Below are 23,290 nucleotides of genomic sequence, written 5' to 3' on the forward strand. Positions count from 1 at the left end.
CAGCAAACTGAAAGCAAGTTGTGACAACACTTTTAGCAGATTTTGATTGTTTCACTAAAATCTCACCTGACTGGTGACCTCATGGATTTTTCAAAATATCTTAATCAATAGCGTTCTTGAGCAATTTAAGAGATTTTAACTGAGGAATTTGGGATCAATAATTAATGATCTTGTTAGGCTAAATATGTATCTAAAAATATAGAGAAGATAGAGCTAAAAATAAATATAGCTTTAAAATTATTCTTGTTTATCAATGTGTTAAAATAAATTTTACCTTGATAAACAAGGAGTTATATGAATAATAATTTCCGCTCCACCAGCCTGATAATATTTCCATCAGGTGAGCTTTCTCCATATAAAGTAGACCGTAATCTAAATACATGTACCTGTCACAATTTTATTTCTGAAGGTTGGTGTAATCATTTAAAAGCGGTTGGGTGTTACCCCAAAAAGGCAGTGAAACTATCGGCTAGACCAAACTTCTATCAGGCTCTCTCCGGTTTAGTCAAAGGCATCAGATTGCGAAATTTGGATGAGGGAGCTTATTGGTTAACTTACTGTTGGTCTTTTAGACAAAAATTAAATGGTACCCAGTACCGTATTGTCAGGAGATTATTGATTGGATCAGCAGAAGACGGCCACTCAATAGCAGTTATGGAGAAATTATCTGACAGTTATGCAAAATTGCTTTCCAAGGATGTGGATTTCTCCAACGTCATGGCTGAATTGATACGAATATGCAAGATCCCCAATTGGTGGCACCCTGATACTGGAGGCCATGACTATATATACAGTGGGATGTTGGCAACCAGAAAGATACTTTATAATCGCTCAGCTTACACTGTGGATGATTGCTTATCAGGTCTAGAAAAAGCGGTAGCTAATCAAAACAAAGTAGATGCTCTACGGTGGGTATTACAGAACCAGGAATCTGCTTCTACTATTTTAATTATTGCGCACAAATTATGTGAATTAGCTATAGCTAATGACTGCCAACCAGCTAGACGCCTGATACAGCACATCTATCTTCGACAAGAAAGATCACTGAAAAATGATAATAACTTTCTCTGCCAGGCTGCATGGTTGCTTACTGGAGGTAACTCGCCAGTAATTGATGTAAGCGAAACTATAACCCAAACAGAAGTAAATAATCTGATCGACAAGATAAATGCTACAGAACCTCATATTATTCCGGGATGGTGCTGTGACGGTGTACATTGTGCAGGCAATGATATTCGCTATGCTGGAATGTGGGATCGAATGTATGCAGTTTGTAATCAATACAACCACTATGGCAAGGTAAATCCAGATGATCCTTGGCTAGAAAATGAGTTTTATTGCCTGGATGGTCTGGAAGTTATAGACGTATAATGGAGAGCATTTTACCTCTAATATGCAATTCGCTTAAACTTGCTAATTTGATAAGGTCCTGTACAATTAATTGCACTAGAGAAACTTGCCTCTATAACTCTATAAACAAGGAAGGTACGCAAGTGGGTGAATTGCAGTTAATTGCAAATTAGGAACTGCCATAAAAAATTGGAGATCGGGAAAAATACCATAACGCTCGTAATTAAGTAATTATTTTATTTATAATAATCAGCTTTCCCGAAAAATTTACTTTCCCATACCTTTTCCTAGATTAAGCAAAATATCTGGCTAAAGTCATTTTGCAGTTAATTGCAAATTTAGGCATGCCATAAACAATATAATGGGTAATGAGTGCAGTAAATCTTCGCTATCTCCCTATAGCTTCTATGTGGAGGAGATGGAACGTGCGATCAAAATGTTTGATTCCGGTATCATTACGGAGATTTTTCATCCAATCAACTCATTCTTTCATGGCGCTAGAACTGATCGTCCGCAAGTAGAAATTGATACAGGACACATGTGCATTTTTTTTAAGCGAGAAATGCAAGCTGTGATAGAACAGCGTCCGAACCTTTTCATCCAATGGGTTGAAGTGATTTACTTCTACTTTTGGAATATGGCCGCATTGCCTGACCTTGCCAATATAATATGGCTGCAACTATGGCTGACCTTGGATATGCTGGAGCAAAGCGGAGCGGAAACCTTACCCGCAAGAATTCAGATGGCAAGTTGGGCAAACTTTTATGACGATGTGAACAAGCACAAGGCATTGTCACACATTAAGGCAATGAGTCCATCATCGCAGCTAATGGATTTGCATAGGTCGGCTTTCCTCACAACTGCAATCAACAAAGGTAATGAAGATTATCTATTTCATATCAACCACGCCTATTCTTATTCTCATCTCCTTCATCCATTGAATAGGCTGCAGGTAAATATCAGTTATTACATTGAGATTTCCCCTTCACGAGAGCTTCTGCACAATATTCTTTCGATCCTAAGCTGGAAAGAGTTATGGGAGTACCGACAAGGCAAAATGGAGTCGTTGAGCTCGCTGTATTGGACAATGATGCAGCGCAATGACTACGAAAGCCTGCTTTTTTTTACGCGATGTCTAAAATTACAAATAAATGTCGAAGGATTCGATTGTTCTCATGCCTTCGTGTTCCCGAATGATGAGGCGCAGTTCTGTGCAATATCAAAGTCTAATCTAGTCATGTTCTCAGACAAAGACAATGGCGAGAGCTACTTTGCGTTAATCAAACTATGCAATCGTCTCAACAAAGTAGCGATATCGCTAAGAGGCGACTATGAAGTCGATTTTCGAGTAGACACGGAGAGGTTTGGAATACCATCTGTGGGTGAGGACTTCGAGAAGTTAAGGCAAGCGGTTATCAATCACTATCATTTGGATAATGATTTCTACAGAGAGGTAAGTTTGATTACCCTTCTGCCATCGCACAACCACCCTTTGCAAGGAGCGATTTGTTCACTTGGTGTCACGCCTCCCTTGATCTCAGTAAGCCTACAAAACTTAGCGGAGGAGCCAAGCGAAAAATGTTTCATCTTTTTCTTGTCATCTGAAACTTTCACGCGAGACACCGAGTTGGCATGGATTCACCAAGAGTTCGGTATAGATGCTGAAGTCATCATTGATCCAGCACCTGATCTTTTCGTTGAGTATATAAACAACGATATATACACCCACGTTTACATATCGGCGCATGGGATTTACAGCCACTGGAAGAGCGGCGAGGAAAGCATCTATTTCTCGGAAGCTTCTCAGATCCCTGCTTCTATGTTGAAGATAATCAGGAGGACATCTATTGTTCGACGCACGATTGTGCTCAATATTTGTGACGGCGCAGCATCCTCATTGAGCTTCAACCACAACAATCATGGCGTCGCAGCCTCGCTCGCGGGAGGGAACCAGGTCGTAATTTCGCATTTGTGGCCGGTGAACCCTTTTTACGCTTGCATTTTCGGAACACTCGTCTTAAGACAGCTGCGTTATATGTCAGCTGCTGAAGCTGTTCTGTCTATTTATTCATTGCTCAGTCAGAGCAATCAGAATATTGTGCAGAGTATTGTGGGATGGGGTGATTCCTATAATGAAATTGCAAAAAAGATTAATAATACGAGCTTTGAGATATCCGACTTTAGAAATATCGGTAGTACAGCGATCTACGCATAGTTTATTTCAGGAAATGGGGGAAAGTTATTCCGTTTCTATTTCATAAGTGAATTTATAATCCAAGGCCATGCAGCGATGGAATCGACACATTCACGATCTTTTTCCATGTCGCGCATGGGGCTGCTTCCAAGTGGTTTTCAAGCGCGCCCAGGCTGTCAAATACACGGTTGTGGAATGATTTCTCCCGTAGTTCATCCCAAAGATTCTCCACAGGATTGAGCTCCGGTGAGTAGGGTGGCAGCATGAGTAAGCGCAGATTATGTGGAAGCTTAACCCCAATATTGCACGAAGGGAAGTGGCAATTCCTCAATAATTCTTTATAATTCAGTTACCTAGGCTGAATAAAGAAAAGGAATTGCCAGTGACAAAGTGTATCCAAGAATCATTTAATTTTCCAGATGTTAAAAAGCGTACTGTTGAAGTAAATTTCGAGGGTGGAGAGATTACTTCAGATGGTGGTGTCATGTTATTGCGCCAGGTGGATAAACGTATTGGCCTGAGCAAAGCGGTTGCTCAGGTACTGGAAGATATTCGTCGGCAGGCAAGTTGTAAACATGATAATTTGGCGCTATTGCGCCAACGAGTTTATGCCTTGGCATGTGGCTATGAAGACCTCAATGATCATCAGCCATTACGCTATGATTTGGCGATTCAATCAGCGGTTGAACGCGCAGAGGTATTGGCAAGCAGTTCCACCTTGTGCCGCTGGGAGAATCAGGCGAATCGACAAACAGCCTGGCATATTCATCAAGTGATGATAGACCAGTTTATGGCTTCGTTCGAACAGCCACCTAAAGAACTGATGCTCGATTTTGATGCCACCGATGATGCGGTCCATGGCAAACAGGAAGGCCGTTTTTTCATGGTTACTATGACCATTACTGTTTTTTGCCGCTGTATGTGTTCTGCGAAGATCAACTGCTGGTAAGCTACCTGCGGCCAAGCAATATTGATGGGGCAAAACATGCCTGGGCTATTCTGTCACTGCTGGTAAAACGGTTCAGGCAAAGCTGGCCTGAAGTTCGTATCATTTTTCGAGGTGACAGTGGTTTCTGCCGCCGCAGAATGCTGGCATGGTGTGAGCATCATGAGGTGGGCTACATCGTGGGGATCGCCCAGAACAAGCGACTGAATGAGATCACTGCGCAGTGGCAGCAAGCAGCAGAGAAGCAGTATGCCGCATCCGGTGAGAAAGTACGCTGGTTTAACGAGTTTCAATATGCTGCAAAAAGCTGGCAGCGGCTACGGCGCATCATCGTTAAAATCGAACATACTGAGAAAGGCAATAATCCGCGTTATGTGATTACCAATCTGATAGGCAAACCGCAGTTCCTCTATGATAAGCTTTATTGCGCCCGCGGTGAAATGGAAAACCGCATTAAGGAACAACAACTTGATCTGTTTGCCGACCGCACCAGTTGCCATCGGTGGTGGTCAAATCAATTTCGTCTACTCCTGTCTTCCCTAGCTTACATCCTGCTGGAAACCATCCGGCGCCTTGCCCTGCAAGCCACAGAACTGGCTCAAGCCTATGTGAGCACATTGCGCCTTAAGCTGATCAAAATCGGTGCCGTTATGCTACGCAATACCCGCCGTATTCGCTTTTTACTTGCAAGCAGCTGCCCTTATCAGAAACTGTTCTTCCAAGCCGCAGCCAGACTGACTTCTGGATAGCTCATTTCCAGGATTATGAACCGCCGTTTACCACATAAAATAGCTATGGGGTGAATGGGCTACGCCTGTCAACAGAGAAAAACCTCTTTTCTGTCATAATTTCCACCAAAATACGCAGAAAAGCATATTCCATAGCAATAAATTCTGAATAGAAATCCGATTTATCTACTTGAAAAATGAATCTCTGGCAAATTCACTCTTATTTTTGATGCTCGTGCAATATCCGGGTTAAGGGTGTGACTGCAATGCCATCCTGCCCCATCGAGCGCCAGAACAATTCGGTCATTGGGATGACGCGACGCTACCTCATCCAGAAATAGCTGCATGCAATCGCTATTAACCTGAGGCAGGATAAGCGTATCCAGTTCACCATCAGCCACAGAGACAGCGGCATAAGCATAGACATATTCCTGAGTGATGATTGCTTGGCATAGCGGTCGTATCGGCTTGGGACACCAACATCGGCGTGTATCAGAAACACGCCCAAAGCGGGCTTCATCCTGAAACATCAGGCGCAGCTGTCCTTCTGCTTGCCACGCCTGGTCAATTTCTGTGAGGGTATCTTGAAGTTTTTTTTCCACTCGTCTTGAGCGGGCACGTCTGCTTTGGGATGACGCTTGTCAGGAGCTAGCTTGCGCCAGCCATGACGGTGCAGCAGGTTGTAGGTGGCTGCGAGCGATGTCTTGCGCTTTAAGCGGGCATCCAGTGTTTGCTTGATTTCGCTCACAATCAAAATGCCTCCCGCCGCTGCTTTTTCTATAAAGGGCGCCAGAAAGATAACTTCTTCTTCACGCGAAAGATTCTGGCGTCGTCGCCCACCACGGGTGGGCCTGGCTGTTTCACGTATGCCGCCATTGCGGATAAGACGCCTTCGAAGCTGGCACGCCCAGCCTATTGAACTACCTATTGCGGTAGCTGTCTGCTCCATTGATAAGCCAAGTTCCAAAGGTAACACGACAGCCTGCGCCTGTCTTAATTCTTCTATTGTGCTTGCATTAACCAGTAAGTCCTTTGCTTGTTCCAACACCTCTTTACCACTTGCTACTCGTGCCATCACCATACTTCCTTTCATATGCCACTTCTATTATTACACTTATGAAATAGAAATGGAATTACATCACTCGTAAGTAGCGATAACTCTTACTTATCACTACCTAGAAATCCCATCTTTTTGTCATAAAAAATCAGTTTGATTTCCCGTCTAGCTCGTTCGTAAGTTGTTGTTTTATTGACAAATTCCATCAAAATGATACAATAAACCATTGAAAAACATAATGTTTTTAATGTGATTGAGTTGTCGCAATAAGGAGGATGAATGGATTATCCAATTGACCAGGCGCAAATACAGAATCCAATGATTTTGAATAATGTAGCAGTGCAGGATTATCTGAATGCCTCCCTTTCGGTTAATACTTTGCGGGCTTACCATGATGATTTGCAGCACTTTCAAAACTGGGGTGGTACTTTACCTGCTACCCCCGACCAAATAACCTTTTATTTGGCTCATTACGCTCAAGAGCTTACCATTGCTACCCTAACACGTAGATTGGCCAGCCTTTCCAAAATACACAAAATCAAGCAATGGCCTAATCCAATAAGCACTGAATTGGTGCGTTCTACCTTTCGTGGGATACGCAACCAGCATGGAGTGAAGCAGCGCCAAGTGGCTCCTGCCATAAAAGAAGATATTGTGGCGATGGCGGCCAATTTGCAAGGCATTAAGGGTATTCGTGATAAAGCTTTATTGCTGATCGGTTTCGCGGGAGCTTTCCGAAGAAGTGAGTTGGCTAGTTTGCAAGTTTCTGATATTGAATTTGTGCAGCAAGGTGTACTGATTCATTTACGCCGCAGCAAAACTGATCAAGCGGGGCAAGGCAGGAAAATCGCTATCCCTTATGCACGTGGAATTCTTTGCCCAGTAATTGCCTTGCGTGAATGGCTGCAGCACTCTGGAATAACTGAAGGCCCAATTTTCCGTAACATTAATCGTCATGGCCAGATCGGGACGCAAATGATTTCACCTCAATCGATTGCTTTGGTGATCAAAGAACGCGCGAAAGTAGCAGGACTAGATTTCACGCAATACTCAGGCCACAGCTTGCGGGCGGGATTAGTCACTTCTGCTGCCCAAGCGGGAGTCAGTAGTTGGAAAATTCGCCAGCAAACTGGCCATAAATCTGATGCGATGCTGCAGCGCTATATTCGAGATGCAAATATTTTTACTGACAATGCGGCAGGAGGAGTTTTATGAAAATATCCATGCATTATGAGAGCTTATCCAATGCAGAATTGCTTGCCAAACTTATCGGTATACGTGAATCACGTCTGCTTTATCGAGGCTCGCTTCAGCCATTATTCGCAACTTCCCCAGAAAAGGGTATCCCTCATGAAAAATGTGCAGTTGCTAAAGAATTAGTGCGAAGGTTTCTGGAAGAAGAATTGCAACAGAGAGATGTACTAGATTCACCCGATGCAGTGCGGGATTATCTCAAGCTAACCCTGAACCAGCATGAGCATGAGGTTTTTGTAGTCATCTTTCTTGATGCACGGAATCGGGTCATTGCTGTAGAAAAAATGTTTCGCGGGACGTTGACCCAAGCCAGCGTATACCCGCGCGAAGTAGTAAAAGCTGCACTCAAACATAACGCTGCAGCAGTGATATTGGCACACAATCATCCAAGCGGGGTGGCAGAACCAAGCAGGGCAGACCAAATGCTGACTGACACTCTGAAGCAGTCATTGTCCTTGGTTGATGTAAAAGTGCTCGATCATTTCATCATTGCCGGAACTCAAACAGCAAGTTTAGCTGAGCAAGGTTTTATTTGATTTTCCAGTGCAATTAATTGCACTGGGTGTGGATAACTTTTCTAGTGCAATTAATTGCACTGGAAAATCTGATCACGGCATGGATTCATCTATGAGAACTGAAAAGAATATTGAACCGCGCAGAGGAAGTTGGTATAACGGCTACAGCCCTGCGGAACGTGATAAAAAATCCAGAGAACTTAAGCGCCTGATTGCCAAAGGTGTGTTGTTACCTGCATCCGGCCCGTGTGCGTTATGTGGTGATCCCGATAATGTTCCAGTCGAATATCACGATGAGGATTATGGGGAACCTTTTAGTTGGGAAGCCCCTGTATTACTTTGTCTCTGCAGAAATTGTCACAGAGATAAATTACATAAACGATTTTGGAGGCATTCGGCTTGGTTTGCATTTATTGCCCATATCCGACGCGGGGGTTATGCCCGTGACCTGAAAAACAGAAGTATTAAAAATGAAGTTAAAGCATATCAAGTTGCGCTTGAACGTGGTGAACTAATCACACTAAAAAAATTACGGCCTTACAAAAGAAAAATCGGTGAAGAATGGTTTGCCAACCTACGGATGGATGCGGAAAGTTTGTGTGACCCCTCGGCACGTCCACGTCCTTAACTTTCTTAAAAAATAGACCTTAATATGGCAATTTGCTCGATAAGAAATGCAAGTTATTATTCGATAATTCCTAATTTTGAGATACGCATGATATCCAAAACAAAATCATGAGGACACAATTTTACGACATCATTGGCGATATCCATGGGCATGCGGATGCACTGGATGCTTTGCTGCAAAAGCTGGGCTATGTGTTTCGCGAGGGTGTCTATCAGCATAATCAGCATAAAGTCATTTTTTTGGGCGATTTTATTGATCGAGGCCCACAGCAGAGAGAAGTCATCCAACTTGTAAAACCAATGATTGAGCAAGGCTATGCGCTCAGTGTAATGGGTAATCACGAATTCAACGCAATCTGTTATGCCACTTTGGGCCAGGATGGTAAGCCATTGCGAGCACATGATGCTAAAAACAACAAGCAGCATGAAGCATTCCTAGCAGCATACCCTGACATAGATGAACGCCTGCAGATCATCAATTGGTTCAAAACCCTGCCTGTCTATATTGATACAGGTGGTATTCGCGTGATTCACGCCTCGTGGAATGAAAAAGCTTTGCATGAGATATCTACCCTACTCGATGTAAAACAATGCTTGATAGGCAATGTCTATGAAAAGTGCAGTGAGAAAGATTCTGCGCCCTATCGTGCCATCGAAACATTACTGAAAGGCCCCGAAGTAGTATTGCCTGATGGCGTCACATTCACGGATAAGGATGGCCACATCCGAAGCGTTGCTAGGATTAAATGGTGGACACCAGCCCACCATGAATTAAAAGAGCGATTACATCTTGGTGCAGAGCTAACGAGTGACCACAAGCTTGCGGATATGACATTAGACAGCGGGCATAATTATCCGCAGACAAATAAACCCGCTTTTATCGGGCATTATTGGATGAATGAGGAAATCCCAAAACCTTTATCGCATAACTGCGCATGTCTTGATTACAGTATTGCCAAGGGAGGTAAACTGGTTGCCTACAAGTGGAGAGGGGAAAAGTAGCTAAAGGAAAGCCACTTTGAATGGTGCCAATGATAGATTACTCATTTTTTTATATATGTAAGATATAAATTTGATATTCTTTCGTCATTTCTCATTTCAGAATTTTCTTGCAACCGATAACATAATCGGTTAAATAGACCACCCACAGCAGCAAAAAACTAAAACTAAAATTAAGATTATATGAATCATCAATCTCTTTCCGCTTTTATCTGGTCGGTAGCTGACCTTTTGCGTGGTGATTATAAGCAATCTGAGTATGGCAAAGTGATTTTGCCGTTTACTGTGTTGCGCCGTCTGGATTGTGTGCTGGAATCAACTAAAGAAATTGTTTTAGCAGAGCATGCTAATAAACAAAAGATGGAAGTCAATTCCGAACCTTTTTTGCTACGTAAAGCGGGGCAGAGTTTCTATAATATTTCATCGTTAGATATAAAGAAGCTCATGGGCGATCAGGATCACATCAAGGAAAACTTGTTTGCTTACATTCAGGGTTTCTCGGCTGCAGTTCGGGATATTTTTGAGCGCTTCGATTTTTATACTCAAGTAGAACGCTTAGCTAAAGCTGGATTGCTGTACCAGGTCGCCGAGCGTTTTGCTAATGTTGATTTGCACCCGGATAAAGTTAGTAACAACCAAATGGGCTTGTTATTTGAAGAGTTAATTCGCAAGTTTGCCGAGATTTCCAATGAAACGGCGGGTGAACACTTTACTCCACGTGAGGTGATAAAGTTAATGGTTAACCTGCTATTTATCGAAGATGACGATGTGTTAGCTAAACCTGGTGTAGTGCGAACTATCTATGATCCTGCAGCTGGTACAGGTGGCATGTTATCAGTAGCAGGTGAGTATCTGCATGAGCACAATCCAAATGCACGTTTGACTATGTTTGGTCAGGAGCTTAATCCAGAGTCTTACGCCATCTGTAAAGCCGATATGCTGATCAAGGGTCAGGATGTGGCCAATATCGTTTTTGGTAATACCTTTTCTGATGATGGCCATTTACATAAGAAATTCGATTACATGCTTTCTAATCCTCCTTTTGGGGTGGAATGGAAAAAGGTCGAAAAAGAAGTTCGTAGAGAACATGAAACTCAGGGTTTCAACGGTCGCTTTGGGCCAGGGTTACCGCGTGTGTCAGATGGTTCCCTGCTGTTCCTGTTGCACCTGATCAGCAAAATGCGTCCTGCTGCTGATGGGGGCAGTCGCTTTGGTATTGTATTGAATGGCTCACCCTTATTTACCGGTGCTGCAGGTTCAGGTGAGAGTGAAATACGTCGTTATGTATTAGAGAACGATTTACTAGAGGCAATCATCGGTTTACCTACCGATATGTTCTATAACACCGGTATTTCTACCTATGTATGGATACTATCCAACCGCAAACCAGAACACCGCAAGGGATTAGTGCAACTTATAGATGCTTCAGGTTTCTGGCAAAAGATGCGCAAAAGTTTGGGGTCGAAGCGTAAAGAGCTATCTGAGGAACATATTGCTGAAATTACCCGCTTGTTTGGAGAATTTATTGAAGCGAGCGAAGGCAAGAAACCGATTTCCCGTATTTTTAAAAATACTGACTTTGGTTATCGCACCATTACCGTTGAACGGCCATTACGTGACGAAAATGGACAAGTTATTTTAGCTGCTAAAGGTAAGCAGAAAGGGCAGCCACAAGCAGATAGCAACCTGCGTGATACTGAGAATGTGCCGCTCAATGAGGATTTAGAGGATTATTTCAAACGTGAAGTATTACCTCATGTGCCAGATGCTTGGATCGATTATGAAAAAACCAAAATCGGCTATGAGATATCCTTCAATCGGTATTTTTATGTGTTTGAACCGCCTCGACCATTAGCTGAGATTGATGCTGACTTGAAACAATGTACAGATCGCATTCTGGCTATGATTAAAGGGTTATCTGCATGAGTTTCCCACGCTATGAGCGATATAAGGATAGTAGGGTGAAATGGTTGGAGGAGCTACCGGAACAGTGGAAGCACGCTTCTCTTAGGTACGCATGTGGCCGTATCACCGACGGCTCTCACTTTTCGCCAAAGAGCATTGAAGAAGGGAAATCCTATGTTACGGTGAGAAATATTGAATCAGGTAAAGTCAACGTAGAAGGGGCTGCCAAAATCAGCCAGGAAGATTTCGAGCAATTAGAAAAAGCAGGTTGCAGACCATCGTTGAATGATGTTTTATTTTCGAAAGATGGGACTGTTGGCAAAGTTGCTATTGTTGAGAATAATGATTTTGTTGTCCTATCAAGTTTGGCTATCATTAGTCCTCATCCTGAAAAGCTTGATTCAAAGTTTCTCTTCTACTTTTTACAATCAGTAAATGGAGAGAAACAGATTGAGAGCTTATATGCCGGTGCAGCTCTAAGGCGAATTACACTTGATGCAATTGTCGGTATTTGGCTCCCACTCCCAGGACTGTATGAACAACAAACCATCATTACCTTTCTTGATTATGAAATTACCAAAATTGATGAACTGGTTGCTGCACAGCAACGGCTCATTGATCTGCTGAAGGAAAAACGACAAGCAGCTATTTCACATGCTGTCACCAAGGGACTGAATCCTAATGTACTAATGAAGGACTCTGGAATTGAATGGTTGGGTGAGGTACCGCAGCATTGGGATGTTACTTCATTAAAGCGAGAATGTTCATTACTCAAAGATGGTACTCATCTTCCGCCTCCGAGAGTAGCTAAAGGAATCCCTCTTTTGAGTGTAAGAAATATTCAATGCGGAAAATTTGATTTTAGAGAAGATGACACGTTAATTTCAGAAGAGAGCTACCACACTTTATGCAAATCTTTTATTCCTAAGCCTAATGATGTTCTTCTAGCAATCGTGGGGGCAACTCTCGGAAAAGTTGCTTTGGTACCTGATGGATTAGATAAATTCCATATCCAACGAAGTTTAGCAATATTTAGACCAGTAACTCGAATGAATCCGAAATGGCTAAATTTTGTATTTCAAGCACAAAAATTCCAACAGTTATTATGGGCGCATGTCAGTTATTCAGCTCAACCAGGAATTTACTTAGGGACATTAGCACAATTTCGAATTCCGCTTCCATCTTTGACTGAACAAAACTTAATAACTAGTTTCCTCGATTCGGAAACAAGTAAACTCGATACTCTCATAACCGAAGCCAAATGCGCCATCGAATTGTTCAATGAACGCCGTGCTGCACTAATTTCTGCTGTTGTCACAGGAAAAATCAATATTAGTAAATTAGTTTGATATGAATACCTCAAAATTAATACGAGAACTAGGCTCAAATGGTTATTTGTCCATAATTGAAAGGCAAAGATAAAGCTTGTCTACAGCTATGAAATCATTATTAGGTGGCTATGATAAAAATAATGACATTTTTAGATCAGCCCTATGTTCTTCATTATTTATGAGTGAGATTGACTTTCTTTTTCGCCATGCTAAAAAAATAGAAGAACTTAACAATTATTGGAAGCAATTCCATCAACCACTCTCTCAAATTAGAGAATCGATGCTATTGACTGACAAACTCGACAAAGCATTAAGATTTTCTTCTAATAGATATGCAGAAATAGATGAATTAATTTCTTCTTTATCAATAGAATCATCTATTAAGAGAATGTCGAATGAATTAAGTAATAATATAGCTGGTATATCATCAAATTATGGCGAACGTTTTTTAGAGCTTACTAAACCATACCAAGGATTTCTGAGATCACTGAATTCAGACTCACTGTATGCCAAAGCTATCAAAAAAATTTCTGGACAGTATGATTGGATGAATGGTGTTGAATTACCAGTAATTGATGAGCATTCAGCGTCAACTATTGCAGCTCTCTGGGGGAGAAATGGAATAGAAAAACAATTACAGTCTTTTGGCATCGATTACCAGAGATTTATTGAAGATATTGAATCAGAATCTGACCTAAACAACGCATTACAACACATACAGATACCCCAAATTGATTTCTGGACAGCGTTTAATATTCTTTTAGCAATTTTTTTAACTATTTGGCAAATTCATCTTTCAAACCAATCAGAAGAGCGCATTTCTTCTGAAATCAACTTTTCTAATGAAAAGTTAGATGAAAATACAAAATTCCTTGAACAAAATGCAAAACTTTTTGAGCAACTATTGCTTAAGTTAATTGACGCAAATTCTCAGAAAGAAGGAGACAAGACTCAATTAGTGATAGGTTCGCGTGTATCTAAAATACGCATCGAACCCAATCATGGAGCGACTATAACTGCTGAAGTTTTTCCTAACCAAGTTGTTACTATGCTGGATAAAAAAGGGAAATGGATAGAAGTAGAATATTTTGATTGGATAAATCATGAGCTTCGCAGCGGGTGGATGCTAAAAAAATACTTAATAAGAATTCCACGTAAAACTTCCAATAAAAGCTTCTAATTCAAATAAAACAAATCCATGGCTAATCTTTACAAAGAAATATGCCTTGAAACTGAAATCTGTGACTACTTGGCTACTCATGGCTGGCTTTATGCAGATGGAGATGCACAAGCATATGACCGAGCGCAGGCGATATTTCCAGCAGATGTAGTGAAATGGGTACAAACAACCCAGTCAAAATCATGGGATACGCTCGCAAAAAATCATGGGGCACAAACAATGGATGTATTGTTGGGTCGATTGCGAGATTCCATAAATCAACGTGGCACACTGGATGTGCTACGCCGTGGCATTGAAATGATTGGTCTACGCCAGCCATTGCAGGTAGCACAATTCAAACCTGCATCAGGGATAAATTTAGAAATTCTTAAACGCTATTCTGCTAACCGGCTGCGAGTGATACGTCAGGTACGCTATTCGCTGCATAATGAAAATTCCATTGATTTGGTATTCTTCCTCAATGGTATTCCCATTGCTACCGTCGAACTCAAAACCGATTTTACTCAATCAATAGATGATGCCGTTGATCAATATCGTTTTGATCGCCTTCCACGTCCTAAAGGGCAAAGTACTACTGAACCTTTGTTATCTTTCCCTAATGGCGCTGTGGTTCATTTTGCGGTCAGCAACATGGAAGCACGCATGTGTACCAAGCTGGAAGGCCCAAAATCCAATTTCCTGCCCTTCAACCGCGGTAACCAAGGGGCAGCAGGTAACCCACCTAATGAGAAGAATGGCCATCGCACAGCTTATTTATGGGAAGAAGTATGGGAGCATGATAGCTGGCTAGAAATTCTGGGTCGATACCTAGTAGCACAGAAAGACGAAAAAAAGCAGATCAAAAATATCATCTTTCCACGCTTTCACCAACTGGATGCTACTCGAAAGTTGCTGGCTACGGTACTGACTGAAGGCCCTGGTGGCAAGTATCTGATTCAGCATTCAGCAGGTTCGGGCAAGACCAATTCAATTGCGTGGTCAGCACATTTTCTGGCTGATTTGCACAAAGCTAACCACGAGAAAATATTCGATTCCGTGCTAGTGGTGTCTGATCGGACAGTTTTAGATGATCAGCTACAGAGTGCCATTTTTGACTTCCAGCGTACCACGGGTGTAGTTGCTACGATAAAAGGAGAAAACGCCAGTAAAAGTGCCGAATTAGCTACAGCCCTTGCTAGCGGAAAAAAGATCGTGGTTTGCACCATTCAAACTTTTCCCTTTGCGCTGAAAGCAGTGCAAGAACTGGCAGCGACACAAGGCAAGCGTTTTGCGGTAATTGCAGATGAAGCACACTCTTCACAAACGGGTGAAGCCGCAACCATGCTCAAGGCAGTATTGTCAGCTGAGGAGTTGCAGGAATTAAACGATGGGGGTGAGATCAGCACTGAAGATATATTGGCTGCTCAAATGGCGACCCGCACATCAAGTAACGGTATCAGCTATGTTGCATTTACTGCCACTCCCAAGGCTAAAACATTAGAATTATTTGGCCGCAAACCTCATCCTGATCTACCCGCCAGCATAGACAATTTACCCACACCATTTCATGTCTACTCAATGCGTCAGGCGATAGAAGAAGGATTTATTCTGGATGTCCTACAAAATTACACACCTTATAAACTCGCATTCAAGCTGGCGCACGAGGGCAAGGAATTCGATGCGGATGAAGTGGAACGTAGTGAAGCGCTCAAGGGTATTATGCGTTGGGTCAAATTGCATCCCTACAATATTAGCCAGAAAGTGCAGGTAGTGGTAGAGCATTTCCGTGCCAATGTAGCCCCGCTACTCGATGGCCAAGGAAAAGCAATGGTAGTTGTTTCCAGCCGATTGGAAGCAGTGCGCTGGCAGCTTGCCATCAACAAATATATAAAAGACCAGGGTTATAAAATTGGGGCTTTAGTAGCTTTCTCAGGTGAAATTAATGATCCCCAGTCTGGTTCTGAATCCTTTACTGAAACCAGCCAAACCTTGAATCCCAATTTAAAAAGACGCAGCATACGCGATGCTTTTGGTACAGAAGAGTATCAAATTTTGTTAGTTGCAAACAAATTCCAAACAGGGTTTGACCAGCCGAAGCTGTGCGGGATGTATGTTGATAAGCGCTTGGCGGGTATTGCAGCAGTACAAACGCTCTCAAGGCTAAATCGTGCTTATCCTGGTAAAGACACAATTTATGTCGTAGATTTCGTTAATGACCCTAATGAGATATTGGAGCCATTCAAGGCTTATTATGACACTGCCGAATTATCGAATGTGACTGACCCGCATCTTGTGTTTGATCTACGCATGAAGCTGGATGCGGCAGGCCATTATGATGAATTCGAGGTGGATAGAGTAGTAGAGGTAGAGTTAAATCCGAACGCTAAACAAAGTGACCTGGCGGGTGCGCTGGAGCCAGTAGTATCACGTTTGCTGCATCGATATAAAGCTGCACAGGAAAAATTAAAAAATGCCAAAGCTAAAGATGATGCTAAAGCTACTGAAGTAGCCCAGAATGAATTAAATACGCTTGCCTTATTCAAGCACGATATGGTGGCATACCAGAGAATGTATGCATTTCTTTCGCAGATTTTCGATTACGGGAATACCGCTATTGAGAAACGCTTCATTTTCTATAAACGCTTGCTACCACTGCTGGAGTTTGGACGTGAACGAGAGGGTATTGATCTCTCCAAAGTAATCTTGACTCACCACAATTTAAAAAAACAGGACAAACAATCCTTGTTGCTGAGTGAGGGCGACAATCCCAAGCTCAAACCCTTAACAGAATCAGGCAGTGGTTCGGTATACGAAAAAGAAAAAGTGCTACTCAATGAAATTATAGCCAAGGTTAATGATTTGTTTGAGGGTGATATTACAGATGATGACCGTCTTATCTATGTCAACAATGTAATTAAAGGGAAACTGCTTGAGTCAGAAACCCTCATGCAGCAAGCAGTCAATAACACAAAAGAACAATTTGCAAATTCCCCCGATCTCGCCAGAGAAATCCTGAATGCAATCATGGATGCTTTCGCAGCGCATACTACGATGAGCAAGCAGGCGCTAGATTCAGAAAAAGTGAGAAATGGGATGCAGGAAGTTTTACTTGGCCCAGCCCAGCTTTATGAAAAATTGCGCGAACGGTCTAACCTGCAGCCATGAGATTTTTTAGAGGATTATTTGTACTTAGCCAATAAATAGGCAACAAGCCGAACAAAAACAATTGCTCCCAGATCAAGTGAACATTTGATTAATGGGCGCAAGCAACAAGAACATCATACTAAACAGGCGCTTATTCCTAGTATTAAGTAGAAAGCTTTGCTGATTTTTTCAAGCTCTTGTACAGATCAGGATGCTGTGCTTTCAGCATTGCAGCCACAATCAAATCATCTCGCTTAATTTTGGTCAAATCAATCCGATCAATATGGACTAAACGTACCAATTCTCTGACAGCTTTTGGGATTTCTCGTCCGCTTTCATAACGTGAGCCGCCACTTTGGGTTACGCCTACCTTATTCCAGAATTCCAACTGGTTAAGACCAAGTTTTTGCCGAATTTCCCTTGGGTTTGGTATTTTCTTAAAAAGTTTCATAATGTCTGTTCTCAGGTGTCATAAAGTTCATAATAAAACAGACTAAGGAATTTATTATTTGTTCATTTTTAATGACTTACTGCAATTGCAGTAATGTTCTACAGGTAGCGATGAATAATAGAGAGTTTTATACCGACTCATGATGTCTATTTATCCATTTCGCACATATTCATGGCAGCTATAATTCCTTCATGTGTGGCGGTATTGAGTATCAGAATCATAAAATCTACTTTCCTCAACCCAATCCCAAACTACCAGTATTGCTAAGGCATGGCGGGGTAATTTGGGTGCGCTGGGGCAAACGTCAAAATGAAGGGCCAGGTAAGTTTCCTAATGGAGGCTGGGCAAGGCTTGATTCAATCAAGGCAGGCAAATGGAAGCCTTGGCATCCACGGCCGGTATTAATTCCTGCAGATAGTTTTCTAGAGAAAGATCACGATGAGCAATCCCATTGGGTAAATCTTGAGTCTGGGATGTTTGTTCAGGCTCTACTTGCCGAGAGAAATGATGAGCACCGGGTCTATATTGTCACCGAAGAGACTCCACCTCAGTATCACTGGATACATGACAGATGGCCTAGGTTGGTAAGGTTACCAGATCATAATAAGACGACAATGGAACACACGTGATGCATTTTCTTGCGCTCATTATGATGCTCTTTCTTGCGGCAGCTTGTTCGGCAGAAATCCAGAGTCAGATTCTGAAGGGTATGGAACCCACAACCTTTACGATAAAGTGGAAAGGGATCATGCAATGGAAAAGAAAGAGCCATATCTAGCAGAAGTGCTCACATCACAAGGGCAGAAAATAAAAACTTACATTCAAATCTGGTTATTTCATTTCTAAATCAGAAATGATGCGAAGGCGAGCCGCAGACAGTATAAATAATACGGCATGGTAAAGCCGAAAAAGTAAGGTTTGATCTAGAAATGGAAAGTAATCACGCTATGACGTATAGCATTACATGCAGCTTGGCGTTGAGATGAGGAAAATATATTTATTGTATACATATTGGATTGCAATATAAATTATAAGCAAATTCAAATTTGGAGAATTTAGTGACTATAGCAAATACTAAAACACTACTATTTGTAATCTTGCTCTACCTTGTTCTTTTGCCGTTGCCTGCAACAGCCCAGGAATATATTGGTCGAGTAGTGGGTATATCGGATGGGGATACGCTAACGCTCCTGGATAATCAAAAGCAGCAAATCAAAGTGCGGCTGGCTGAGATAGATACGCCAGAATCAGCACAACCTTACGGATCGCGTGCAAAACAGGCATTATCCGGGCTTGCTTATGGAAAAACTGTAATCGTAAAGGTACAAGATACAGATCGCTATGGTCGTAAAGTTGGGCGTGTGTATACGGACGGTCTCGACGTCAATGCGGAGATGGTAAGAATCGGTGCAGCGTGGGTATATCGGAAATATGCCAGCGATCAAAATCTCTATGCTTTAGAAAAACAAGCTAGAAAAAATAAAGTAGGGCTGTGGAGTTTACCAGAAGCTCAGCAAGTTCCACCTTGGGAATGGCGAAAAACAAGACGATAAGGCGAAAACCTGACTACTTCTGATAAGTGCAATTAACTGCACCGCCACAAAATAATATGGCTAAAAATACAAAATCTATAGCATGCTTATTCTTCTAAATTTATCCAGGGAATCGTCCTGCCCTCAACATTCCCTTGGTTCCCTGCAAACAAAGCTTATTTAACTTGGTTTATTTCTTTTTTTCCAGTTGCTTTAGATTTGCTTGATTTAGAGGTGGGTGTTGGTTTAACAGCTGCAGCTGAATCTGATAAGGTTTTGCCTGGTTTGAATCTAACGACTTTTTTTGCAGGAATCATCATGGATTTACCTGTTGCTGGATTGCGACCTTCGCGGCTTGCGCGCTCTGTAATTGAAAAGGTGCCAAATCCCACTAACTGAACATTATTGCCACTAGCTAAGGTATTTTGAATAATATCTAATAAACCATTGAGTATGGCAGCGGTTTGGTTTTTTGTAGTATTGGAACGGGTTGCAACTGCCTCAATCAGTTCAGTCTTATTCATGGTAGATGCTCCTGTTAGTGGTTTAAGAAGTAGCTAAAAATCTAGCAGAATATAATTCTAATCATCAATAACTTTTGAGCATTTCCATCATTTATAGTCAGAAAAAGCTAATTATTTGGCAAAAATACAACACAGTAGAGTTTTAATCGATAATGGATTGCTTTTCGAGTCACTAGAGGTACATTAACACTCAACAGGCGAGATTATGTGGGGGTTTTATTCTTTCGTTATTATTTTTCTTACATTACTGTTGACCAATGTAGCCGTTGCTTTTGATCGGGTTGTACAAGGGATGGAACCCAATAGCATCACGATTATAGGTGAAAAACATAAACGGCCAGAATCAGTTCATTTTTTCAAATCACTGATAACTGATTACTTGCAGCAGAATAAGTGTCTCACCGTTGCGCTTGAAATTGCTAGTAATCAGCAATCATTCATTGACGAAATCAAGCAGGGTAGACCCGTATCTGACATTGAGATAGCCCCGATGATTGATCACCCACCTTTCAGGCAATTGATTAATGATCTAGCCCAGATGCAGGGTAGCAACGATTGCCTTAAGATAATCGCTATTGATGCAGGGATAAAATCCGAAACTCGGCGTGATGAGTGGATGGCAACAAAATTGGCTGAACATGTGGGGCAAGCACCGATACTGGCTTTAGTGGGAAATTTGCATACACTAAAGAAAGTTGAATGGAACTATGCAATGTCAAAGAAAGAACCCTATGTTGCAGAAATACTCGTATCACAGGGGAAGAACGTAAGAACTTATCCGCAAATCTGGTTAGATCGTGAATGTAGCACACGTGATCGATATATTCATGCAGATTCGCCAGAGGCAACAGAAATGCTAAACGATAATTTATTTTCTTTGCTAAATGCTGATAAACCTAAGACCGCAAACGGTGTCGTTAATGGAATTGTTATGTGGGAATGTGATAGATAGTATCAAAAAATTGAGGGAGTCAGCATTATGGCAGAGGATAAACATGTTGATAGATTTGTAGCTGATGAGGGCTTACGGTCAGTTACCCCTCCCTGTGCTACTTGTGTGCATAGATCACAAAAAGCCCCAGGCTATTGCCTAGCCTTTCCAGATGGAATACCGGAAGAAATTTTGTCGTGTAAGAATGATCACCGTAAACCCTTTAGAGGCGACCACGGTATTCAATATGAGTCTATAAAGCTATGATAACTATACGAAACTTATTATGTGGTGTAGCAGTAGGAGATGCCATAGGCTATCCCTTAGAATTTAATTCAAACCCAAATGCAGATGACTTTGCAGAGTCAGTATCGGCTAAGGTACTACAGGCCTCAGACGATACCCAGATGAGTTTGTTTTTGGCAGAGGCTATAGCGAAGCACGATACTAAATTTAAACCAGATTTGCCGTATATGCGATGGTACGTAACGCAGACCAAACCCATTCCGCATACTGCGGCCTTTGAGGGATTACTTGCTTTTGATTGCATGTATGAAGTGCGAGCACCTGGTAAAACGTGTATGTCTGCCTGTGGAGCGTTATCGAATGGTACAAAAGTACAGAATGATTCCAAAGGTAATGGCACAGTGATGCGAATTGCACCGTGGGCACTGAAAGCAGTGCTAGATACCGAACGGGATTATGCACATTATATGCAGTATGTTGTAAACGATTCTTTCTGCACCCATAAAAATATGGAAGCTACAGAATCGGCAAAAGCGTTATTTATGATTCAATACTTTGCACTCCATAAAGTTCCATTACGAAATGCTATTGAGTTGGCAATGCGCGAGGTCGATCCCATAAGTAGAGCTTTTCATTTGCTAAGCTTTGTAGATCATGAGGAAGATTTTGAAAAAGGGGGATGGGTGGCAGAAGAGGCGGTTTATATCGCTGTGCGAGCTGTGCTAAAGGCAAAAGATTACTTAGATGCAATCTACAACGCAACAGTGATAGAAGGAGACTCAGACACTTGTGCTGCAATCGCTGGCGCTCTAGCAGTGTGTTATGGCATGAAACCACCAGAGGAACTAATCGCTAAATTGGATATACTACCTGCTATAGAGTATGTATCGGATATCTGGGAATCTCATTACAGGGCACCTCTAAAAATTCATAATTCGTCATAATACTTCGTTGCTCACAAAAAAATATTTCCTTACATATCAGTTATATGCTGCGTCAACATTTTTTGTTCTCGCCTTGTCTTGTTTAGAACTCTGAATTTTTAGAGGCGCCCTACAATTAATTGCAATACCTTGGACATACAAAGAACGCACGCAAAACTGGCAAGCTCTGGCTTGATGGGTACATGGTCGTGTATGAGTAAGATTGTATGGATGGGTATAACTTTTAGTATAACTGTTGATATGAATTGATATATATTCATTTAAATACAATCACTTGATATGTTATTGTGAATCCCACCCTCCCGCCAATTCAGCTTTCATACAAATCCGTAGCAATCCACGAAACATAATATACAAGCTGGTTTACAAGATTTTCAACTCCGTATTAATCCGAATTAATCCGCTAGAAGCCAGTAAAAAAATGTGGTAAAAAGTGTGGTAATTATTTTTACCACACTAAAAGTTACCACATTATGGCTCTCAAAGAATTACTGACAGACTTGGCTTGCAAGAATGCAACGGCTGAAAGCGCCAAGATACGCAAGTTACATGATGGTCAAGGGCTTTATCTTTGGGTATATGAAGATGGCCGGAAATATTGGCGATTGCGTTACAAGATCCATGACAAAGAAAAATCCATCTCATTAGGCGTCTATCCTGTCATAGGGTTAAAGCAAGCTAGGCAGCTTGCCCAGGCCGAACGTGTCAAACTGGCAAGTAATATAGATCCTTCTATTGATCGTCAAATAAACAAGCAAAAAGCAAAAGAAGCTGCCACTAATAGCTTTGAAGCTGTCGCTCGTGAGTGGTACAGCAAACAAACGCATACCTGGGTAATAAGTCATAGTAAGGATGTATTGCGTAGGCTTGAAGGGAATGTATTTCCTTATATCGGGGTGTACCCTATCAGCACGATTGAAGCCCCGCAGTTACTTAACATGATTCGCATTATTGAACATCGGGGTTCTTTTGATCTGGCGCATAGAGTGCTAGGGGTATGTGGGCAGGTATTCCGCTACGGTATATCAACAGGCCGATGCACGCGTGATCCTGCTGGCGATCTGAGAGGGGCGCTTACGCCACATAAAAAGAAAAACCAGGCAGCTGTCAAGCCTGAAGAATTACCGGAACTGTTACGTGCGCTAGCTACCTACGAAAGCATAGGGAATAGGCAAACACAGCTTGCCTTGCAATTGCTGGCGCTGACCTTTGTTCGTACCAATGAATTGATTGGTGCACTATGGACTGAATTTGATTTGAGCAATGCGCTATGGATTGTTCCCGGTGAGCGAATGAAGATGAGGAATGAGCATGTAGTACCGCTCACCCGCCAAGTATTGGAAATTTTGACTGAACTAAGAAGCTGTCTGGCAAAACGATTTCCATTAAAATCATGGATTTTGATAACAAGCTAAGAAATGTCATACAAAACAGATATAAATGATAAGGAATG

General features: G+C 41.9%; 20 protein-coding genes and 1 pseudogene. 16 read left to right on the forward strand and 5 right to left on the reverse strand.

What is annotated here, in order from left to right:
* Positions 1-294 precede the first annotated feature (294 nt).
* Together BM122_RS11370 and BM122_RS11375 are read left to right on the forward strand one after the other, a co-directional pair.
* Positions 295-1,371, forward strand: coding sequence for a hypothetical protein (locus BM122_RS11370; RefSeq protein WP_074905670.1), 1,077 nt, complete (start codon positions 295-297; stop codon positions 1,369-1,371).
* Between the two features lie 397 nt (positions 1,372-1,768).
* Positions 1,769-3,565: a hypothetical protein gene (locus BM122_RS11375; RefSeq protein WP_074905671.1), complete on the forward strand. Its 1,797-nt coding sequence runs from the start codon at positions 1,769-1,771 to the stop codon at positions 3,563-3,565.
* 52 nt (positions 3,566-3,617) lie between these two features.
* On the opposite strand, the gene BM122_RS11380 is transcribed toward BM122_RS11375, so the two are convergent.
* The gene (locus BM122_RS11380) at positions 3,618-3,875 is read right to left on the reverse strand and encodes a transposase (protein WP_256212015.1); all 258 of its coding nucleotides are present in this window, start codon (positions 3,873-3,875) and stop codon (positions 3,618-3,620) included.
* Positions 3,876-3,926: 51 nt separating this feature from the next.
* On the opposite strand from BM122_RS11380, the pseudogene BM122_RS11385 reads away from it, so the two are divergent.
* Positions 3,927-5,239: pseudogene (locus tag BM122_RS11385) on the forward strand (IS1380 family transposase).
* Between the two features lie 161 nt (positions 5,240-5,400).
* On the opposite strand, the gene BM122_RS11390 reads toward BM122_RS11385, so the two are convergent.
* Together BM122_RS11390 and BM122_RS11395 are read right to left on the reverse strand one after the other, a co-directional pair.
* Positions 5,401-5,748 carry a transposase gene (locus tag BM122_RS11390; protein ID WP_074905673.1) on the reverse strand — a complete coding sequence of 116 codons (348 nt, stop codon included), beginning with the start codon at positions 5,746-5,748 and terminating at the stop codon, positions 5,401-5,403.
* Complete coding sequence (locus BM122_RS11395; RefSeq protein WP_083398457.1) at positions 5,748-6,311, reverse strand: winged helix-turn-helix domain-containing protein; 564 nt, start codon at positions 6,309-6,311, stop codon at positions 5,748-5,750. Before BM122_RS11395 ends, BM122_RS11390 begins: the two co-directional genes overlap by 1 nt.
* A 243-nt stretch (positions 6,312-6,554) precedes the next feature.
* Between BM122_RS11395 and BM122_RS11400 the strand changes: the two genes are divergently transcribed.
* The 8 genes from BM122_RS11400 (at position 6,555) to BM122_RS11435 (ending at position 17,230) form a co-directional block, all read left to right on the forward strand.
* Entirely contained in the window at positions 6,555-7,490 is a 936-nt protein-coding gene (locus BM122_RS11400; RefSeq protein WP_218152061.1) for a site-specific integrase, read from the forward strand.
* The gene (gene radC, locus BM122_RS11405) at positions 7,487-8,065 is read left to right on the forward strand and encodes a RadC family protein (protein WP_074905675.1); all 579 of its coding nucleotides are present in this window, start codon (positions 7,487-7,489) and stop codon (positions 8,063-8,065) included. Before BM122_RS11400 ends, radC begins: the two co-directional genes overlap by 4 nt.
* A 7-nt stretch (positions 8,066-8,072) precedes the next feature.
* Entirely contained in the window at positions 8,073-8,672 is a 600-nt protein-coding gene (locus BM122_RS11410) for a hypothetical protein (RefSeq protein WP_074905676.1), read from the forward strand.
* 107 nt (positions 8,673-8,779) lie between these two features.
* Positions 8,780-9,673, forward strand: coding sequence for a metallophosphoesterase (locus tag BM122_RS11415; protein ID WP_074905677.1), 894 nt, complete (start codon positions 8,780-8,782; stop codon positions 9,671-9,673).
* A gap of 180 nt (positions 9,674-9,853) precedes the next feature.
* Positions 9,854-11,596, forward strand: a complete 1,743-nt coding sequence (locus tag BM122_RS11420) for a type I restriction-modification system subunit M (protein ID WP_074905678.1) — start codon at positions 9,854-9,856, stop codon at positions 11,594-11,596.
* Between the two features lie 35 nt (positions 11,597-11,631).
* Positions 11,632-12,924, forward strand: a complete 1,293-nt coding sequence (locus BM122_RS11425) for a restriction endonuclease subunit S (RefSeq protein WP_074905679.1) — start codon at positions 11,632-11,634, stop codon at positions 12,922-12,924.
* 76 nt (positions 12,925-13,000) lie between these two features.
* A complete protein-coding gene (locus tag BM122_RS11430; protein ID WP_143083413.1) occupies positions 13,001-14,086 on the forward strand; it encodes an SH3 domain-containing protein in 1,086 nt (361 codons plus the stop codon).
* Positions 14,087-14,104: 18 nt separating this feature from the next.
* Positions 14,105-17,230, forward strand: a complete 3,126-nt coding sequence (locus BM122_RS11435) for a type I restriction endonuclease subunit R (RefSeq protein WP_074905681.1) — start codon at positions 14,105-14,107, stop codon at positions 17,228-17,230.
* Positions 17,231-17,372: 142 nt separating this feature from the next.
* On the opposite strand, the gene BM122_RS11440 is transcribed toward BM122_RS11435, so the two are convergent.
* Complete coding sequence (locus tag BM122_RS11440) at positions 17,373-17,660, reverse strand: helix-turn-helix domain-containing protein (RefSeq protein WP_074905682.1); 288 nt, start codon at positions 17,658-17,660, stop codon at positions 17,373-17,375.
* A gap of 191 nt (positions 17,661-17,851) precedes the next feature.
* Here BM122_RS11440 and BM122_RS25135 point away from each other — a divergent pair, with 191 nt between their 5' ends.
* Both BM122_RS25135 and BM122_RS11450 read left to right on the forward strand, forming a co-directional pair.
* Complete coding sequence (locus BM122_RS25135; RefSeq protein WP_256212016.1) at positions 17,852-18,289, forward strand: hypothetical protein; 438 nt, start codon at positions 17,852-17,854, stop codon at positions 18,287-18,289.
* 429 nt (positions 18,290-18,718) lie between these two features.
* Positions 18,719-19,213 (forward strand): thermonuclease family protein, encoded by a 495-nt coding sequence (locus BM122_RS11450; RefSeq protein WP_256212017.1) that lies wholly within the window; start codon positions 18,719-18,721, stop codon positions 19,211-19,213.
* Positions 19,214-19,368: 155 nt separating this feature from the next.
* On the opposite strand, the gene BM122_RS11455 is transcribed toward BM122_RS11450, so the two are convergent.
* Entirely contained in the window at positions 19,369-19,716 is a 348-nt protein-coding gene (locus BM122_RS11455; RefSeq protein ID WP_074905683.1) for an HU family DNA-binding protein, read from the reverse strand.
* Between the two features lie 205 nt (positions 19,717-19,921).
* Between BM122_RS11455 and BM122_RS11460 the strand changes: the two genes are divergently transcribed.
* The 3 genes from BM122_RS11460 to BM122_RS11475 all read left to right on the forward strand — a co-directional run bounded on the left by BM122_RS11460 (position 19,922) and on the right by BM122_RS11475 (position 23,252).
* Complete coding sequence (locus tag BM122_RS11460) at positions 19,922-20,668, forward strand: hypothetical protein (RefSeq protein WP_074905684.1); 747 nt, start codon at positions 19,922-19,924, stop codon at positions 20,666-20,668.
* A gap of 242 nt (positions 20,669-20,910) precedes the next feature.
* Positions 20,911-21,837 carry an ADP-ribosylglycohydrolase family protein gene (locus BM122_RS11470; RefSeq protein WP_074905686.1) on the forward strand — a complete coding sequence of 309 codons (927 nt, stop codon included), beginning with the start codon at positions 20,911-20,913 and terminating at the stop codon, positions 21,835-21,837.
* 473 nt (positions 21,838-22,310) lie between these two features.
* Positions 22,311-23,252: a tyrosine-type recombinase/integrase gene (locus tag BM122_RS11475; protein ID WP_074905687.1), complete on the forward strand. Its 942-nt coding sequence runs from the start codon at positions 22,311-22,313 to the stop codon at positions 23,250-23,252.
* Positions 23,253-23,290: the final 38 nt, after the last annotated feature.

The sequence above is a fragment of the Nitrosomonas communis genome (assembly GCF_900114745.1).
Classification (GTDB): domain Bacteria; phylum Pseudomonadota; class Gammaproteobacteria; order Burkholderiales; family Nitrosomonadaceae; genus Nitrosomonas; species Nitrosomonas communis_A.

Bases quoted from the DNA above. Each gene is read 5' to 3' on its own strand.
- BM122_RS11415 (WP_074905677.1), top strand. From the start codon at position 8,780: ATGAGGACACAATTTTACGACATCATTGGCGATATCCATGGGCATGCG.
- BM122_RS11390 (WP_074905673.1), bottom strand. From the start codon at position 5,748: ATGTTTCAGGATGAAGCCCGCTTTGGGCGTGTTTCTGATACACGCCGA.
- BM122_RS11455 (WP_074905683.1), bottom strand. From the start codon at position 19,716: ATGAATAAGACTGAACTGATTGAGGCAGTTGCAACCCGTTCCAATACT.
- BM122_RS11400 (WP_218152061.1), top strand. From the start codon at position 6,555: ATGGATTATCCAATTGACCAGGCGCAAATACAGAATCCAATGATTTTG.
- BM122_RS11435 (WP_074905681.1), top strand. From the start codon at position 14,105: ATGGCTAATCTTTACAAAGAAATATGCCTTGAAACTGAAATCTGTGAC.
- BM122_RS11375 (WP_074905671.1), top strand. From the start codon at position 1,769: ATGGAACGTGCGATCAAAATGTTTGATTCCGGTATCATTACGGAGATT.
- BM122_RS25135 (WP_256212016.1), top strand. From the start codon at position 17,852: ATGTGTGGCGGTATTGAGTATCAGAATCATAAAATCTACTTTCCTCAA.
- BM122_RS11440 (WP_074905682.1), bottom strand. From the start codon at position 17,660: ATGAAACTTTTTAAGAAAATACCAAACCCAAGGGAAATTCGGCAAAAA.
- BM122_RS11370 (WP_074905670.1), top strand. From the start codon at position 295: ATGAATAATAATTTCCGCTCCACCAGCCTGATAATATTTCCATCAGGT.
- BM122_RS11460 (WP_074905684.1), top strand. From the start codon at position 19,922: ATGTGGGGGTTTTATTCTTTCGTTATTATTTTTCTTACATTACTGTTG.
- BM122_RS11470 (WP_074905686.1), top strand. From the start codon at position 20,911: ATGATAACTATACGAAACTTATTATGTGGTGTAGCAGTAGGAGATGCC.
- radC (WP_074905675.1), top strand. From the start codon at position 7,487: ATGAAAATATCCATGCATTATGAGAGCTTATCCAATGCAGAATTGCTT.
- BM122_RS11420 (WP_074905678.1), top strand. From the start codon at position 9,854: ATGAATCATCAATCTCTTTCCGCTTTTATCTGGTCGGTAGCTGACCTT.
- BM122_RS11395 (WP_083398457.1), bottom strand. From the start codon at position 6,311: ATGAAAGGAAGTATGGTGATGGCACGAGTAGCAAGTGGTAAAGAGGTG.
- BM122_RS11475 (WP_074905687.1), top strand. From the start codon at position 22,311: ATGGCTCTCAAAGAATTACTGACAGACTTGGCTTGCAAGAATGCAACG.